Source organism: Pseudosulfitobacter sp. SM2401 (genome assembly GCF_042932805.1).
GTDB lineage: Bacteria > Pseudomonadota > Alphaproteobacteria > Rhodobacterales > Rhodobacteraceae > Ascidiaceihabitans.
Map to the genome: position 1 here is coordinate 2202690 of NZ_CP170633.1, position 15902 is coordinate 2218591.

General features: G+C 56.9%; 15 protein-coding genes. 8 read left to right on the forward strand and 7 right to left on the reverse strand.

Translation table 11 applies throughout. From position 1 onward, the window contains the following. Positions 1 to 72 precede the first annotated feature (72 nt). The 3 genes from ACFIO0_RS10910 to ACFIO0_RS10920 are packed head-to-tail and all read left to right on the forward strand — an operon-like array spanning position 73 to position 3394. Entirely contained in the window at positions 73 to 1128 is a 1056-nt protein-coding gene (locus ACFIO0_RS10910) for a betaine/proline/choline family ABC transporter ATP-binding protein (protein WP_390910428.1), read from the forward strand. Further along, the gene (locus ACFIO0_RS10915) at positions 1125 to 2678 is read left to right on the forward strand and encodes an ABC transporter permease subunit (protein ID WP_390910429.1); all 1554 of its coding nucleotides are present in this window, start codon (positions 1125 to 1127) and stop codon (positions 2676 to 2678) included. The genes ACFIO0_RS10910 and ACFIO0_RS10915 overlap by 4 nt, the downstream gene beginning before the upstream one ends. Further along, positions 2675 to 3394 carry an alpha/beta fold hydrolase gene (locus ACFIO0_RS10920; RefSeq protein ID WP_390910430.1) on the forward strand — a complete coding sequence of 240 codons (720 nt, stop codon included), beginning with the start codon at positions 2675 to 2677 and terminating at the stop codon, positions 3392 to 3394. Before ACFIO0_RS10915 ends, ACFIO0_RS10920 begins: the two co-directional genes overlap by 4 nt. An 18-nt stretch (positions 3395 to 3412) precedes the next feature. Here the strand turns inward: ACFIO0_RS10920 and ACFIO0_RS10925 are convergent, their stop codons facing one another. Genes ACFIO0_RS10925 through ACFIO0_RS10935 form a run of 3 tightly spaced genes read right to left on the reverse strand, consistent with a single transcriptional unit; the run spans position 3413 to position 6027 of the window. Next, positions 3413 to 4594 (reverse strand): MFS transporter, encoded by a 1182-nt coding sequence (locus ACFIO0_RS10925; RefSeq protein ID WP_390910431.1) that lies wholly within the window; start codon positions 4592 to 4594, stop codon positions 3413 to 3415. A gap of 45 nt (positions 4595 to 4639) precedes the next feature. Next, the gene (locus tag ACFIO0_RS10930; protein WP_390910432.1) at positions 4640 to 5050 is read right to left on the reverse strand and encodes an ester cyclase; all 411 of its coding nucleotides are present in this window, start codon (positions 5048 to 5050) and stop codon (positions 4640 to 4642) included. 44 nt (positions 5051 to 5094) lie between these two features. Beyond that, a complete protein-coding gene (locus ACFIO0_RS10935) occupies positions 5095 to 6027 on the reverse strand; it encodes an MBL fold metallo-hydrolase (RefSeq protein ID WP_390910433.1) in 933 nt (310 codons plus the stop codon). Positions 6028 to 6170: 143 nt separating this feature from the next. Between ACFIO0_RS10935 and ACFIO0_RS10940 the strand changes: the two genes are divergently transcribed. Further along, entirely contained in the window at positions 6171 to 6764 is a 594-nt protein-coding gene (locus ACFIO0_RS10940; protein ID WP_390910434.1) for a TetR family transcriptional regulator, read from the forward strand. Between the two features lie 32 nt (positions 6765 to 6796). Here ACFIO0_RS10940 and ACFIO0_RS10945 read toward each other — a convergent pair whose 3' ends face one another. Both ACFIO0_RS10945 and ACFIO0_RS10950 read right to left on the reverse strand, forming a co-directional pair. Continuing rightward, the gene (locus ACFIO0_RS10945) at positions 6797 to 8950 is read right to left on the reverse strand and encodes a TonB-dependent siderophore receptor (RefSeq protein WP_390910435.1); all 2154 of its coding nucleotides are present in this window, start codon (positions 8948 to 8950) and stop codon (positions 6797 to 6799) included. A 120-nt stretch (positions 8951 to 9070) separates the two neighbouring features. Further along, positions 9071 to 10027, reverse strand: coding sequence for an ABC transporter substrate-binding protein (locus tag ACFIO0_RS10950; protein WP_390910436.1), 957 nt, complete (start codon positions 10025 to 10027; stop codon positions 9071 to 9073). 186 nt (positions 10028 to 10213) lie between these two features. Between ACFIO0_RS10950 and ACFIO0_RS10955 the strand changes: the two genes are divergently transcribed. The 3 genes from ACFIO0_RS10955 to ACFIO0_RS10965 are packed head-to-tail and all read left to right on the forward strand — an operon-like array spanning position 10214 to position 12911. Then, on the forward strand, positions 10214 to 11191 hold the full coding sequence (locus tag ACFIO0_RS10955; protein ID WP_390910437.1) for an iron chelate uptake ABC transporter family permease subunit: 978 nt from the start codon (positions 10214 to 10216) through the stop codon (positions 11189 to 11191). After that, positions 11188 to 12132, forward strand: coding sequence for an iron chelate uptake ABC transporter family permease subunit (locus ACFIO0_RS10960; protein ID WP_390910438.1), 945 nt, complete (start codon positions 11188 to 11190; stop codon positions 12130 to 12132). Before ACFIO0_RS10955 ends, ACFIO0_RS10960 begins: the two co-directional genes overlap by 4 nt. After that, positions 12129 to 12911: an ATP-binding cassette domain-containing protein gene (locus ACFIO0_RS10965; RefSeq protein WP_390910439.1), complete on the forward strand. Its 783-nt coding sequence runs from the start codon at positions 12129 to 12131 to the stop codon at positions 12909 to 12911. The genes ACFIO0_RS10960 and ACFIO0_RS10965 overlap by 4 nt, the downstream gene beginning before the upstream one ends. A gap of 10 nt (positions 12912 to 12921) precedes the next feature. On the opposite strand, the gene ACFIO0_RS10970 is transcribed toward ACFIO0_RS10965, so the two are convergent. Together ACFIO0_RS10970 and ACFIO0_RS10975 are read right to left on the reverse strand one after the other, a co-directional pair. Then, a complete protein-coding gene (locus tag ACFIO0_RS10970) occupies positions 12922 to 13965 on the reverse strand; it encodes a YHYH protein (RefSeq protein ID WP_390910440.1) in 1044 nt (347 codons plus the stop codon). A 61-nt stretch (positions 13966 to 14026) separates the two neighbouring features. Beyond that, positions 14027 to 14347, reverse strand: coding sequence for an RcnB family protein (locus ACFIO0_RS10975; RefSeq protein ID WP_390910441.1), 321 nt, complete (start codon positions 14345 to 14347; stop codon positions 14027 to 14029). A 253-nt stretch (positions 14348 to 14600) separates the two neighbouring features. On the opposite strand from ACFIO0_RS10975, the gene ACFIO0_RS10980 reads away from it, so the two are divergent. Further along, positions 14601 to 15812, forward strand: coding sequence for a S8 family serine peptidase (locus tag ACFIO0_RS10980; protein ID WP_390910442.1), 1212 nt, complete (start codon positions 14601 to 14603; stop codon positions 15810 to 15812). Positions 15813 to 15902 lie beyond the last annotated feature (90 nt).

Here is a 15902-nt window from a genome sequence, read left to right on the forward strand (position 1 = left end):
CACCATGGCAACGTGGTGCCGCAAGATGATCCGACCTAAGACAATTCCCCATTTTAGCAAAAGAGACGTGTCATGAAAAACGAGACCGTCGTTGAAATCTCCAATGTCTGGAAGATTTTCGGCAGCAGAGCCAAGGAGGCTCTTGAAGCGGTGCGCGAGCGCGGGCTGACCAAGTCCGAAGTGCTGGCGGAGTTTAACGCCGTTGTGGGCGTCGCAGACGTCAGCCTGTCGGTGAACCGCGGCGAGATTTTCTGCATCATGGGGCTGTCGGGCAGCGGTAAATCCACGCTGGTGCGCCATTTCAATCGTCTGCTAGAGCCCACGGCCGGCAAAATCGAAATCGAAGGCACGGATGTGATGGCGCTTGGCCCGCGCGAGTTGCAGAAGTTTCGCAATCAAAAGATCGGGATGGTCTTTCAGAATTTCGCGCTGATGCCGCACCGTTCGGTGCTCGACAATGTCGCGATGCCCTTGGAAATCCGTCAGGTGCCCAAGAACGAGCGGATGCGTCAGGCGGCCGCCATTCTGGACATCGTGGAACTGGGTGCTTGGGGGGCCAAATTTGCCCATGAATTGTCCGGTGGCATGCAGCAGCGCGTCGGGCTTGCCCGTGCCCTTGCCGCTAATCCTGATGTGTTGCTGATGGACGAGCCATTTTCGGCGCTCGATCCGCTTATTCGTCGTCAGTTGCAGGATGAATTTATCCGGCTCAGTAAAATCCTGAAGAAAACCACGATTTTCATCACCCATGATCTGGACGAAGCGGTGCGCATTGGCGACCGGATCGCCATCATGCGGGACGGCAAGATGGTGCAAATGGGAACTGCCGAAGAAATCGTGATGGAACCCGCCGACGACTATGTTGCTGATTTTGTTGCAGGTATTTCCCGTCTCAAGGTCGTTCATGCCCACGCGGTCATGCAACCTATCGCGGGCCACATCCAATCGCATGGGCCTATCGCCGCCGCGGCACCGCGCGTTGACGCACGCGAAAATCTCAGCACGCTCATCACCCTCGCGATCGAGAACGACAACCCCATTATCGTCCAGCGAGATGGCAGTGATGCCGGCGTCATTACCCGCGCTGATCTGTTGCGCACTGTGATTGAAGGAACCGAAGTCTCATGAGCGATGCAGCACAAGATCTGGGCGTTAACCCGCTCGAGGACACCGAAAGCGACGCGGCAAAAGCCTATGCCGAGGAAAGATGCGACAACATTCGCTCCTTCGTGCACACGAGCCCTGAGTACTACATTCGGATGTTCGACAAAATTGGCGCGTCTTCCGCCTTTACCCCAACGCTGAATGTCATGGCGGGTCTGTTTGGGCCCGTTTGGTTTGGCGCACGCGGGCTTTGGAAATGGGCATTGCCGTTTTTGATCATCGAAACACTGGCGCTGGTGCAAATTGCACGTGGCTTGTTCGGGGATCTGGGGGCCGAGGCGATGGCGCGCATTGCCTCGATCGAGGGCACGCTGGAACTGCGTCGCCGCCAACTTGCCGCCGCCATCGACAGCAATTCCGACAGGATCGATGCGTTTCAACGCGCCGTTGATAGCCTTGAGGCCAATATCGGCGGCATCCGGACAGAAGCCGAAGCGTTGGCAGCGACCGGTCCTGCCATCGCACTGACGGGCCTTGCCATCTTGATCCTTGCCAAATGTGCGCAGGCCGTTGTTGCGAACTCTGCCTTGGAAGCGCGTTTTTCCGACTGGATGAGCGACCGCACCGTGCGTTCAGGCCTGCCGGTCGGACAAATCGTGTTCAGCGCGATTTTCATGGGCTTAATCGCATTTGCCGCAATGATGCATTACTCGTTTCCCGGCCGCTTTACGTTGCTTTCCGAATTCCCGACCGACCCTGACATTCGGCTGGTTAGCATTGACAGTGTCGAAGCGTTTTTCAACTGGGCGGTTCTAAACGGTGAAGTGCTGTTTGATGCCATTACGTATTTTATCCGCTTGGTTCTGGATGCGCTCGAGATCGTGTTTGTCAGCACCCCCTGGATCGTGATTGCAGCGCTGATTATCCTGCTCACTTGGCTGACGGCTGGCGTGCGTATGGCGATCTATTCGGGTGCGTTTCTGGCCTACATGGGGCTGTTGGGGTTTTGGGAAAAAGCCATGACGACCTTGGCGCTTTTGGGGACTGCGGCGTGTCTGTCGATCCTTATCGGTATTCCGCTGGGTATGTTTGCAGCGCGCCGCCCTCGGTTTTACAAGGCGATCCAGCCGATCATGGATTTCATGCAAACCATGCCCGCCTTTGTTTTCATGATCCCTGTCATTGCGTTTTTCGGCACGGGTAAACCTGCCGCCGTTGTGACCACAATGATCTTTGGCGGCACACCCGTGGTCCGCCTGACGGTGCTGGGTCTGCGCGGTGTTCCCGAAAGCGTGCGCGAGGCGGCGATCAGCTTTGGTGCGAACAAGTGGTATTTGCTGACAAAGGTCGATCTGCCTCTGGCGGGGCCGTCCATTCGGGCCGGCATCAACCAGACGATTATGTTGTCGCTGGCGATGGTCGTGGTTGCGTCATTGATCGGCGCAAAAGGTCTGGGCGAGGACGTGCTGGAAGCCTTGCAATACGCCAACGTCGGCCAAGGAATTCTGGCGGGCTTTGCCATCCTGTTCTGCGCGATGATCCTTGACCGTATCGTACAAGGCAACCGCAAGTGACCCCTGTGGTTTTTGTCCATGGATTGATGGGCGGCAGTGCGCAGTGGCAAGAACAGGCGCGCGCATTTTGCGACCGCAACGTCATTGCCTTGGACCTGCCGGGGTTTGGTCAAAACGCAAAGACATCCGCGTTGGCCAGCATCGCTGATCTGGCGCGTTGGGCCCTGAACGAACTGACCGCGCGTGGCGTGCACAGGTTTCACCTTGTTGGTCACTCGATGGGTGGAATGGTTGCACAAGAAATGGTTGCATGCGCGCCGGACCGCGTCGATCGACTGGTGCTTTATGGCACAGGTCCGACGGGTGTTTTGCCCGGCCGGTTCGAGACAATCGCCACCTCGAAAGACCGCGCGCGTGCTGACGGAGCGAATGCAACGGCCAGACGAATTGCAGCAACATGGTTTCTAGAACGACACGACGCGGCCCCCTACGAAGATTGCGCCGCGATCGCTGAGATGAGCAGTCTTGATGCGATCCTCGCGGGGCTGGATGCCATGCATGATTGGAATGGCACCAGCTATCTCTCACGTATCGAGATTAAAACGCTGGTGGTTTGGGGGGACCACGACCGAACCTATCCGTGGCGTCAAACAGAAGAGCTTTGGCAGTCCATTGCGGGTGCAAGTCTGGCCGTCATCCCGGGATGTGCCCACGCGCCACACCTGGAAAAACCCAGCCTGTTCAACGCTGTATTACAAGACTTTCTTAAGGATTGAGACGGGGAAAACCTCAACTCACCCGCGCTCGGACCGTGCCAATATCATCAAAGTAACAGACAACACACCTGCCGCGATTGCGAACACGGCAAAGATGCCATGCAAGGACACAAACAGGTTCGCCACGCCGGCAAACAACGGTCCGGCGAATTGGCCAGCAAACACAAATGTGGTCAAAACGCCCGCGGCCCGTCCCCGTGCTTGCGGGTGCACAGAACCCATCAACCAGTTGTTTTGGTTGGGCATAATCGCCCCCAACGCGACGCCGGACACCATCGAACCGATGATCACTTGGGGCAGCCCACCCGCTGTGGCAATCAACCCGTACCCAACCGCAAAACAGCCAAACCCCAAGGCGTAAATACCAACAGGCGACAGCATTTGACCGATACGCTGATAGTTGATGGACGCCAGCATTCCGGCAAATGTCACCGATGCCAATGCCAGACCGGAAACTGTCGTCGAAGTGACACCAACCTGTTGTACGATGAACGGCAAACGCACGGGGATCACGTAAAACAGCCCCATTGTCAGGAATGCCAGCGTGCCGACTTTGAGGCAAATCGCCCAATCAAGAGGGGCTTTGTCGGGACTGGCATTCGTGTTCTTGGCCGGTTCGGCCCCAAGACCCAGCATTGCAAAGACCGCAATCGGCAGGGACAAAAGATACAGGCCGAACGCGCCGCGCCAAGACGCTTCGGCCAGAAACCCGCCCAGCGCGATAAAGATGATCCCGCCAAGGCTCATGAATGCGGCCTGCTTGCCCATGAATTTCATCCGCGCCTGTCCGGTCCACAGATCACCAGCCAACATGGTGGCGACCGTCATGGTGCCCGCAACCCCAAGTCCAAGCACAACGCGCCCCGCCAACAGACCTGACATGGTGTCGACAGTCAGGCCCGATGCACCACCGATGGCGTATAAAACCAAGGCGACAAGCAAGACCGGCTTGCGCCCGAACCGTTCTGCCGCGATGCCGAACAGGGCCGCGGTCAAGATGATCGTAAGCGACGGCAGGCTGAGCATCAGACCCAGAAGTGATTCAATTTCTGGCGTGTCGGCGAACTGCTTTGCCAACCCCGGAAGAGACGGCGAAATCGTCGCATTCGCCATGATGGTAAGGCTGGAAATCGCCAGAACGGCGATGGTTGCAGCGCGGCCTGGCGATGTGCCGGGGTCAGTGTTGGGATTGCCTTGCATTTGATCAATATCCTTGGGTCAACGGTATGAAAATGGGGTGGGGTTTCAGGACGGCTTGCCGGGCCGCCCACCGATTTGGTCAAAGAATTCTTGGCCGTTGTGTTCATCCCAATGTTCCGCAAACTTGCCCTCTTTGATACGCCAGATATCGATGCTGGTCATGGTGATGTCCTTGCCTGTGGGCGGCACGCCAATGAATGTGCCGGTATGTTTGGCCTGGAATGTGAACCGCCCGACGACACGGTCACCACTGACAATGACGTCCTCAACGGTGACTTTTGTCTCCGAAAACCCGGCGTTCCAAGCGTCCACAAAGAATGCGACGCCAGGGATCCCTTGGGGGACAAACGGATTGTGTTGAACGTAATCTTCGTGAACCCACTCACCGATTGTTGCGACATCGTGGGTTTCCATTGCACGGGCGAAACGGTGCGGGAGGTCTTTGAGCTCAATCATTTTAATGTCCTGTTTCGGGGTTTGGTTTGATGCGTGAATTTGGATCAGCCGTGCAGTTGATATGTTGTAGGCACGAACCGGAACCCGTCTTGGCGAGGTTCAACAAAGCCGACGCCGGGAAAAGGCATGTGGTAGCCGACCATCGGGATTTTGTCGGCAGCAAGCATGCCTAGAACCCGCCTGCGTGACACGGCACCTGCATCAGGATCGCCATCAAACCCAAACGCCCAATCCGGTTTTGCAAACGACCAGACGTAGTGATTGGCAAGGTCGGCCGTCAGCACCATTTGCTGGTTATTGCTGTCCAGCATAAAGCAAAGGTGGCCCGGCGAATGGCCGAAGGATTCAATCGCCGTGATCCCCGAAACCGCCGCGTCGCCACCGCCAATGAATGTGGTTTTTTCCGCCAGCGGCGTGAACAACATCGAGACCAGCTTGGCCGGGAAATTGTCCGCAGGCATGCTCTTCCAAAAGTCGTATTCCTTGGCACCCGCCACGTAGCGCGCATTCGGGAATGTCGGTTTGCCATCTGTCATCAACCCACCGATGTGGTCGGGATGCATGTGCGTGATAACAACGACGTCGACCGATGCAGGATCAACACGAGCTTGGGCCAGTGACTTGGTCAACCCGCCCTTCCCCATTCCCGCATCCATCAAAACGCGTTCTCGGCCTGTGTCGATCAACGTGGGCGTTATGAAAAATTGGTGCTCTTGATCGGACAAAAAGTTGTCGCGTGACACTTGGCTGAACTCGGCTTGTGGCACGTCCCTTGCGTATTCGTCTTTCGGGTTTTGTTGCAGGCCTGTCACGTCCAGCAGCGACGTGATTTTGAAATCACCCAACTGGAAATTGCGCGACACGCGATCAATCGGAACACCCGTCGCCGGAGTGTTTGGATTGATGGCATCCGCCAGATGCGCCGGCAATCCCGGAGGGGACATACGTTTGTTCGGGTCAAATGCTGGTTTTGTCATTGTTGGGTCCTCAGGGTTTGTGATTTTGAAATCTTTTATTATGACTGGATGGTCAGTCATGTAGTTTTAACATGACTGGACGTCCAGTAAAAAATCGAATATTCTTAAAGAAAGCTGGAAATACGACCAAGGAACAGCGTCAAATGCCCAAGATTGTTGACCGCGAAGAAATGCAACTCGGCATCCTGAATGCGGCCCAGCGCGTGTATCTGGAAAAGGGATATCACAGCGCAACAATCGCCGATGTTGCACACGCTGCCGGCGTCGCGAAAGGCACGATTTACCTATATTACAAGAACAAAGAGGCCCTCGCCCTATCGATGATGCACACCCATTTTGATGGTATGCAGGACCGCTTTTTCGGGGGCAAAAAACCTGCGACGCTTGATGCCTTTGCCAAGTCGTTAACCAAAACGATGACGGTGCCAGACGACGATGCGCGCTACATCAGGCTGTTTTTTGAAGTCTTTGGTGAAAAATTCACATCCGACACATTTATGGAAGAGTTTGGCGGATTTTTCGACCGCTTGGGTGGTCACTACGCCGACCACATCACCTATCTGCAAGCCATTGGTGAAATTCGCCAAGACGCTGATCCGCGTAATTTGGGCCGTTTATTGGCCGCGATGGTTGACGGGATCATCTTGCATCGCGGCTTTTTTTCCATCCCCGAGCGCAAACACGCGAAGCTTCGAATAGAACTTGCCGCGATGTTTGTGAGGGGGCTTGCGGCCTGATCAAACAGGCCGGTTCGCTGTGTTTCTTGTGATCAAAACTCGCGGCTGACAGAAACGCCGATCCGGCGTCCCTCACCTTTCACACACCCGTAATTGTCGTAGCAATTCCCGTAGTAGTCGCGATCCAGCAGGTTGGTCACACTCAGATTGACGTCAAAATTGGTCGCCTCGTAATGCGCGGAAAGGTCTGCGACAGTGTAGCTGGGCGTGACCCGCAGGTTGTCTTGCGTCGAAAATGACTCGGATGTGTAGCGCAATCCAGCCCCCACAGACAGTCCCTTCAAGATCGACGAGGCGTCGTAGTCCAGCCAAAGTGATGCTTGATGTGTCGGCGACATCGCGTTGGAATTGCCCAGTTTTGAGGCATCCGAGGATTCAGTGATTTCAGAGTCCAGATAGCTGTAGCCGAACACGCCTTGCAGCTTGCTGGTGATGCGGCCGCGCGCCTCAAATTCAAATCCTCTGGAGCGAACCTCGCCCACTTGGGTAAAGCTCGAGAAGGTTGGGTCGTCCAGATCGTAGTCTTTGACATTGCTTTTTGTGAGGTCAAACAACGCACCGCTCAGCATAAAGTTATCGCCCGGCTGATAGCGCAGGCCGACTTCCCATTGTTGGCTTTTTGACGGGTCCAGAGTGTCGCCCGCAATCGTGGTACCGATGTTCTGGATAAAGCCCTCGGCGTAGCCCAAATACGGCGTTAGCCCGTTGTCGAATTCGTGGGTTAGCCCGAACATGCCGGTTGCAGCACTATCACTTTGCGCGGATGCACCGCCGTTCAACAGATCGACTGTGTCGCTTTCAAACCAGCTATAGCGCAGGCCTGCAGTAAGCGCGGTGCCGTTGTCAAATTTGATGTGATCCTGAACATACAGCCCGGTTTCCGTGTATGTCGTTTCAGAACTGGACGACAGCGCCGGGTCAGCAACGTCAAAGTCAAACGTCGGATCGCTGTAGGACAACGTGTAGGTTGTACCATCGTAATATTGCGTCACCTCGTAGCGGCTGTTCTGGTAATCGGCACCAACGGTGACACTGTTATCAGCCCCAAAAAGCTGACCCTTCCATTCGACATTGTTGTCAAATCCGATGGTTGTGGCGTCTTCGTCGTTGCGGAATGCATAATAGGACAGCCCGGATGCATCCGCAGAACTGTAATCAAGCTGCGCGTAATCCGTGGTTTGATGCGCATAACGGAATTTTTGATTAAAGGTCACGCCTTCGGCAAAAACGTGCGTTGCTTCCCAGCCAAATGTTTCTTGTTTGGTTTCAAAATAGTTATAATCGGATTGACGATAGGCAAAATCAGCAGGCAATGATCCATAGCTCGCGTCAAAGTCCTCGCCGGCAATCGGCGCAAAGATGATCGGCGTTTTCGCGTCGCTCTGCACATGGCCCAACAACGTAATCGTCGTGTCCTCGGTCGGGGCCCACGTAAAGCCACCCGACAAAAATGCGCGGTCATTTTCTGAACTTTGCACTTCGGTTTCGCCGTCGCGGATCAAACCGGTGATGCGGGCGGCCATCCTGCCATCCTCGCTGATCACATCCGACCAATCGAACCCGATTTCAGCCGTCCCGTTGCTGCCATACCCGACATAGGTGTTGGCCAACCGATCAAACACCGGTCGTTTGGTCACCAGATTAACCATTCCGCCCGCATCATTTGATCCGTACAAAACACCCGCCGGTCCCCGCAGAATATCCACGCGATCAATCATGTAAGGGTCGGTGGAAAAGGCGGAAAAGCTCAGCACTTTTTGCGGCAACCCATCGCGGTACAACGCGCTAGACCCCATATCAAAACCGCGGATCGAGAATTGGTCAAACCGGTCATCCGTCCCCCAGGTCGACGCATTGACGCCCGGCACATAGGCGATTGCGTCTTCGACTTCGTCAGGTCGGCGGGTTTCAAGTTCGGTTGATGTGACGACGGAAATCGACTGCGGCACTTCGCTCAGCGGCACGCCGGATTTCACACCAGTTTCGGTGGCGCGCGCCAGATATCCATCGACGCGGCCGGAATAATCAAGCTTGTAGCGCAGGATAATTGTCGGCAGTTCATAGGCGTCTTCGTCTTGCGCGTACGCGGGCTGCGCAAGCGCAATACCAGAGATGAGTGCGGTGCATCCCATCAAAATACACGTCATCGAACGGGTCGACATTAGGCGGGGTGTTTGGGGTATCATTCCAGGCTCCAATCAGGGAGCGCGCCTAAAATAGCGCGCGTTGTGCTGATGAAGAGAGTTCAGCATCTCGCCTAAGAATCTGCCTGGGTTGGCGCAAATTCGCTGAACAGCCAAAGCTTGTCAATCGGGTTCGGACGGCAATGATCCATGTTTTTGAATTGCCGAATCCAGGCGGGGGGCAAGGCGTTGTACTGCCCAAATAATAGACAACGGGCTTTGGAAACTCATCGCGCCCATTTCGTTTTGATCAGCCCAGACTGATCGCCCCTGCCCGGCCAATCGACTGTTTTGATATGTCGGCAATGCCTCGATGAAATCACGCCCGGCGCTGTCCGTCAGCCACAGGGCCACGTCGCGGTCAAACAGATCAATACGCTCGGCGCTGACCGAAAAACTACCAGCTTTGGACGCAAGTTTCGTAAATTCGTCAGGGATCGTCAGGCCCAAAGACGCCAAAAACCGGTTGGCCCCGTCCTGGGGCCCGTACCCTACCAATTTGGTGCCCGTCACGTGAACCACCGCAGCGCTTTGGCCGGTTAAGGCGGGGTATTTGGCGCGTGTTTCGGCCAGTACGTTTTGGACGTCTTTGATCACCTCTTTGGCCTTGTTCTGACGGCCAGTGGCTTGGGCGATCAGTCGCAGTTCGTCTTGCCACGGCGCGCCCCAATCCGCGTAGCCTGCGGGCGGTCCAACCACCGGTGCAATGCGCGACAGCCGTGCGTAGGTTGCCGCGTCCATTGGCGCAAAACTGGCCACGATCAGGTCCGGTTGCAAATTCCAGACCCATTCCAGGTCAATCTCGAAACCGCGTTGAACCTCCGGCTCTGCCCCTAGGGCGCGGCGCGCTGGCTCGGCCCACTCCCACGTCGCAAATGGCTGCCCGCCGAACCAGTCGTGAACGCCCACAGGGGCGATGCCCAGCGCGTACAAAAAGTCCTGTTCGTGATAGCCCACGGACACGATCCGCTGTGGCGACCCGTCAATCTGCGTCACGCCAAAACGATGCGTAACCTCAACCTCTTGCGCAGACAGCGACGTTGAAAAAAAAGCCAGACAGATCAGGAACACAGCGCGCATGGGTTTTTTCCTTGGGGTAGATAGGGAAAGCACCGAGCGTTTGCTGGGTGGCGCAAACGTCGCTTGGTGCGCGCGCGCTGTCAAGTGAGTGATCGCGCAGGTGGGCTTGCATCATCGCAGTGATCGGCGTTATCTGCGCGCAGCCAGCGCACTGCCCGCCAGACATTCCAGAAAATGCGGATACCAATGGCCTCGCTGCGCTTCCTGTTCCTTTTGATTTTGTGTCTGCTCACGCTGGCGGCTTCCTTGCGTCTTGGCGGCGCAGAAGTGTCGTTTGACGCATTGCTGAACGACGGAGCTGGCCTGCTGTCCGGTCGCGCCTTTCGCAGCTTATGCGCCATGGCCGTTGGTGCAGCACTGGCCGTTTCGGGGCTGATGTTACAAAGCCTGACGGCCAACCCACTGGCGGACCCCGGGATCACGGGCATCAACGCAGGCGCCGCTTTGCTGGTCGTGGCCACTGCACAATTCGTACCCGATGCCAGCATGAGCACGCTATTGATAGCCGCCATCTGCGGGGCTGGATTGGCCGGATTGACCCTATGGGCGCTTGCAGATGGCGAGACCGGATTGGGCCGCGACGGCATCGCACTGCGCCTGCCCCTCGCGGGTTTGGCAATCGAGGCATTTTGTCTGTCGCTGGCCATGATGTTGATCCTGAGCGATGCCGAAACGCAGGCCCGTTATGTGCAGTGGATCGTTGGTGCCATCCCGCCAGTTGCACGATCCGAGAGCATTCCGCTCGTGGTAATCGCCGTCGCTTTGGTGTGCGGCGCGTCCCTGACCGGACGGTTGTCTTTGTTCACGTTGGGCGCGGATCAAAGCAAAAGTCTGGGGCGAGATCCGCGTGTCACCGTGTCGTTGACGCTTGGCTTGGTCACAGTGCTCAGCGGGGCGTCGGTGGCCATTGCCGGTCCCATCGCTTTTGTCGGATTGCTCGTGCCGTTTGTGGTGCGACGCATGGCACAAACGAGCCTGATGGCGGCCTACGGACATTGCGTTGTTCTGGGGGCCAGCACGTTGATGGCCTGCGATGTTTTGGGCCGGGTGATCGCGCGCCCCGGAGAAGTCGACGCTGGCATCATCATGGCCTTGGCGGGCGGCATCGGCCTGATCATCATGATCAGCAGGCTGCTGCCCCGCGATCCGAAAACCCGCGTATGAAACGCCTGTATTTGCCCCTGACTTTGTTGTTGGTTCTGATCTATTTTTCGCTGGCGGGTGGGCGCAACTGGCTTGGGCCTCTGGACGTTTTCACCGGTCTGTTCGACCCACAAGATTTCATTATCCATGAGCTGAGGCTGCCGCGCGTGCTGATTGCAGTCGGGTCCGGTGCTGCCCTTGGAATGGCAGGTGCGTTGATGCAAGGGTTAACCCGTAACCCTCTGGCAACACCAGACATTATCGGCGTGACGCAAGGGGCCGGATTGGGTTTCTCAATCGCATTGCTCAGCGATCTTGCGCTATTACCGGGTGCAGCACTGGGTGCGGGCGGTGCCATGTTGGCCGTCGCGACATTGTCACGCGGACGCACGCCCTTGGCCTTTGTGTTGTTTGGTATCGGCGTCGGTGCGACCTGCGCAGCAGCCACCGCAGTGATCATCACCAGCGTGCCCGATGCCGAGGCCAGCACAGCGCTGATTTGGCTGTCTGGCAGTTTGTCGCACGCAAATATTGCGACCGCCATGTGGCTTTGGGTCGTGCTGATCGCAGGGCTGGTTTGGGTCGCATTTTACCAGCACACGCTGGCGCTTTTGTGGTTGGGGGATGACGTGATGACAGCCCTTGGGACCAATGTGGTCAACACAAGAACGATGATTTTGGGCGTTGTGACGGGGTTGACTGCGGCCAGCACCCTTGCCGTTGGGCCGATTGGTTTTCTCGCCTTTGTGTCGGCCCCGTTGGCGCAGGCGATTACCCGATCTGAACCACCGGCCCTGTGGCCTGCGGCCGCAACAGGCGCGTGTCTGCTGACAGCGGCAGACTTGTGCGCACGTTTGTTGGCGCCCATCGTCGTGTTCCCAACCGGTCTGATCATGAGCCTTATCGGTGCCCCCTACCTGATATTCTTTTTATGGCGCGAACGAAGGCAGGCACGCTCATGACACAACCGCTTTTCACAGTGTCCAATCTGTCCCTGAGGTTCGGACATGCACAGGTCTACGACCGGTTTTCTGTGACCGTGCCAATCGGTGGGCTGACCGGAATTATCGGGCCGAACGGGTGTGGGAAATCAACACTTTTGCGCTGCCTCGCTGGCATACAAAAACCGGATCGCGGGCGTATTGCGCTGAATGGTCGACCACTTGCGCAACTGGCGGACTCAGCGCGCGCACGCCAGATTGCTTACCTGCCACAAGAGCCACCAAACCTGCCTGAAATGACCGTCGCGGGGTTGATCGGCAAAGGGCGCGCGCCGTGGCGACGGGCCTTTGCCCCTTTTTCGCGGGCCGACAAAACTGCAATCGACACGGCGCTTCAGTCGACAGGACTGGCAGAATTACGCAACCGTCGTCTGGCGACACTGTCAGGTGGGCAACGTCAACGCGCATGGCTGGCCATGGCTTTGGCCCAAAACACACCGGTAATTTTGCTAGATGAACCAACGTCTTATCTGGATATTCAGCATCAGTTGTCGTTGTTGAAATTGCTTCGCACTTTGGCAGATGACCAGCACCGCAGCATCATTATGGTGCTGCATGACCTGACGCTGGCAGGGCGGTTTTGTGATCATGTGCTGGGGCTGCGCGCGGGTCAATTGATCTGCGCCGGCCCGCCTGAGCACGCAATCACCCAAGACACGGTCGCGGCTTTGTATGACATTCACGCACAGGTCGCCCCGGACCCGGTTTTTGGCAAGCCGGTGGTCTATCCGTCTCGTTAGCCCCCTGTTTTCAGTGACGTTCCGGTCGGCCCGGACGCGCAGGGCGTTCTGGCACATTCGAGGCATCACAAGTGCCGGCGGGATCATCTAGCGTGCAGCCGATCTCGGATTTGAAGCACCCGGTGATTTGGTTCTCGCCCGGGGCATTGACGTGGTAATGATAGCCTAGCCCTTCGATTTCATGGCCGCGACACCCGTCAAGATCATCTGGTTCCTGATCATTGGCGTCAGTGCGAGCGTGCATCGTGTAGCCGTCCATCGCCACACCGATAATCGGGGCATGATCTTGAACGTCGGCGTCAACCTGTGGACCGCAACCTACGACACCGTGATAATGATAGCCACTGCGTGGATTGACGTGACCACCGCAATCGTCGAATGGCCCCAGCGTATGCCCGCCCAAAATCAGATCAAGCGGTGCAGGTGCGTCGAATTTGGCCCCGTTTAGCGCCAGACCGATGCCTGAAAAATGCCCGATGGGTTCGCCATCCGCTGACGCATCCGAAGGGTGCAGCGGAATGACGTAGGTTTGCGTGACCTCGGCCGCCATGTTCTGCAATTCGCATTCCACACAGTAGTTTTTGTACCTGTCCGCGCTGGTTGGATCGCCTGCGACCTCGCAACCTAGCGTCCCTTCGGCGACCGTGACCTTGCCCGTTTCAGGGTCATACATTTGCCACTGATCATCGTCGTAAATCTCGGCAAGGCGTTGGATAAAACTGCCGTCGACGTCATAGACTTCGCCGTCTTTGAACCACGTCCCGGCCTGCGATGCAGTGTCTGTGATCCTGCGCGGACAAAACGGCCCCGTGGTGTGATCCGCGGGTGCCGCAACAGTCGTGATGCTAAAACAGGTGGTCTTGGTGCCGCCGGACAACGTGCAGGGCACAATCGCCGGTTTGCCGACAATATCCGCAGTTTCGAACAACGCGACCAGCGTCTCAAATCGTGCCTGTGCACTGTCTTCATGGGTTCCATCACCATGCGCAAGCGCCGGGAATGCCTGGCTCAACCCATAAGCCAAAAGGGCGCACATCAATGAAAACTGTTTCATGTTTTCTCCTTTTCCAAATGCAATTTGGGGTGTCCTGTGCTGCGCCCTGTTACGGTTCAATTCACTTGACCAAAGCCAAGACAGCCAGCGTCGCGGCAGCCACCAGATAGGCTTTGCCGTCGATCATGACGTATTTCTGACCACGCCCCGGCTTTTTCCACCCGCGTTCTTGCCAGTTGTTAACGTTCGAGAATTTCTGGCTTTTCACGCGTTCACCCACGACATAGTCTCGCCGTGGCGTCACCACCCGTTTGCTCTGCACCTGAACCGGTTGGTGATACAACTTGTGGTGTCTGTCTTGATGGACCGGAGCGGCCTGAGCCGGAAGCGCCATGGGAACGGCGATCGCCGTCATCAGAGTAAGAGCGATAAGATTTTTCATTGTGACTGCCTTTGCTTATTTGCCTATGGTTTTGGTACGTGCCTCGATCGCTTTTCTGTCGTGCTTGCCGTTCGCCACGGCCCTAATCCGCCGGTTGCAGCAACATGCGTTTCGGCAATTGACCGCGTAGTGGCGACGCCCAAACTGGCTGATTAAAGCGCAATGACGCCGCCGCAACCGCCCATCTGTTGCGAGGTGAGGGTGTCCTTCTTAGGTCTCATTACGTTGACCCAAACCCGGAGAAGGACATCCGATGACGCGCAAACTCGTGGAGCTTATGCGACCAAAACGAACCGGCGGAAGTGTCGTTTTGTTCAGACCCGAAGTCGATCTGGCAACCTGCGAAAGCGTACTGGCAAACATGGTCGGTCAGGATGTCATGTCGTTTGACGCAAAATCAGGGCCCCTGCCCGCTGAGGCCTTGGGAATGGCCGGTTTTTTGCTGCAAAACACTCGCATCGGGTTTTTGTCTGACCAATTCAGCACTGGTGAATCCGAACGCATCAGGGGCCTGATGGGCCAAGACGAACACTTTTCATCCGTGCGGCCCGAATACTACTACCGCACGATCCAATCCTATGAAGATGACGACGACAAAACCTGGGGCGTTGACGCAGTTGGCGCTTGGGCCAGCGGTTCTACCGGTGCCGGGATCAAAATCGCAATTCTGGACACCGGACTGGATTTACAGCACCCCGATTTTGTCGATCGCACGATCGTATCCCAAAGCTTTGTGGACGGCGAAGATGTGCAGGACGAACAAGGCCACGGCACCCATTGTAGCGGCATCGCTGCGGGCAACGTAACCTCGCAAGACGGGGTGCGTTACGGTGTTGCAACCGGCGCTGATCTTTACGTGGGCAAAGTGCTGAACAACCGCGGATCAGGTCGCGAGCGGGACATTCTAACCGGCATGATGTGGGCCATCGAACAGGGCTGCGACGTCATTTCGATGTCACTGGGCGGCGCGGTCCAGATCGGCGAGGCCTACAACCCCGAATACGAAGAACTGGGGTTGCTGGCGCTTGATCGCGGATCGCTGATTGTTGCTGCCGCAGGCAACGAAAGCACCCGCGCGAACGGCTATGTGGCCCCGGTGGGAAGCCCCGCAAACTGCCCGTCCATCATGGCCGTGGCCGCCGTTGACCAATCGCTAAGCGTCGCTGAGTTTTCCAGCGGCGGCATCAACAGCAACGGCGGCGAGGTCGATATTGCCGGACCCGGCGTGGGCGTGTTTTCGTCAGTCCCGGAACCGCAGCGCTACGATATTTTCTCAGGTACAAGCATGGCTTGCCCGCATGTCGCAGGTGTCGCGGCCTTGCGCGCGCAGGGCGATACAACCCTACGAGGGCAAGCACTCTGGGATGAACTTGTCTCGACGGCAAGCGCTCTTGACGGATCCCAACAAGATGTCGGCGCGGGGTTGGTCACGGCCCCAACGGGCGGGGCATCTGGAATAGCATGACCAAAATGTGTATGTTTCACAGGTGGTTTGGCCCCGTGCGGGACTGACACGTTGATGCAAAGGGAGAGCAGCCATTTCAAGGGTCGAGGT

Coding starts and splice junctions, on each gene's coding strand:
- ACFIO0_RS10910 (WP_390910428.1), top strand. CDS start 73: ATGAAAAACGAGACCGTCGTTGAAATCTCCAATGTCTGGAAGATTTTC.
- ACFIO0_RS10915 (WP_390910429.1), top strand. CDS start 1,125: ATGAGCGATGCAGCACAAGATCTGGGCGTTAACCCGCTCGAGGACACC.
- ACFIO0_RS10925 (WP_390910431.1), bottom strand. CDS start 4,594: ATGCAAGGCAATCCCAACACTGACCCCGGCACATCGCCAGGCCGCGCT.
- ACFIO0_RS10930 (WP_390910432.1), bottom strand. CDS start 5,050: ATGATTGAGCTCAAAGACCTCCCGCACCGTTTCGCCCGTGCAATGGAA.
- ACFIO0_RS10935 (WP_390910433.1), bottom strand. CDS start 6,027: ATGACAAAACCAGCATTTGACCCGAACAAACGTATGTCCCCTCCGGGA.
- ACFIO0_RS10940 (WP_390910434.1), top strand. CDS start 6,171: ATGCCCAAGATTGTTGACCGCGAAGAAATGCAACTCGGCATCCTGAAT.
- ACFIO0_RS10945 (WP_390910435.1), bottom strand. CDS start 8,950: ATGATACCCCAAACACCCCGCCTAATGTCGACCCGTTCGATGACGTGT.
- ACFIO0_RS10950 (WP_390910436.1), bottom strand. CDS start 10,027: ATGCGCGCTGTGTTCCTGATCTGTCTGGCTTTTTTTTCAACGTCGCTG.
- ACFIO0_RS10955 (WP_390910437.1), top strand. CDS start 10,214: ATGGCCTCGCTGCGCTTCCTGTTCCTTTTGATTTTGTGTCTGCTCACG.
- ACFIO0_RS10960 (WP_390910438.1), top strand. CDS start 11,188: ATGAAACGCCTGTATTTGCCCCTGACTTTGTTGTTGGTTCTGATCTAT.
- ACFIO0_RS10965 (WP_390910439.1), top strand. CDS start 12,129: ATGACACAACCGCTTTTCACAGTGTCCAATCTGTCCCTGAGGTTCGGA.
- ACFIO0_RS10970 (WP_390910440.1), bottom strand. CDS start 13,965: ATGAAACAGTTTTCATTGATGTGCGCCCTTTTGGCTTATGGGTTGAGC.
- ACFIO0_RS10975 (WP_390910441.1), bottom strand. CDS start 14,347: ATGAAAAATCTTATCGCTCTTACTCTGATGACGGCGATCGCCGTTCCC.
- ACFIO0_RS10980 (WP_390910442.1), top strand. CDS start 14,601: ATGACGCGCAAACTCGTGGAGCTTATGCGACCAAAACGAACCGGCGGA.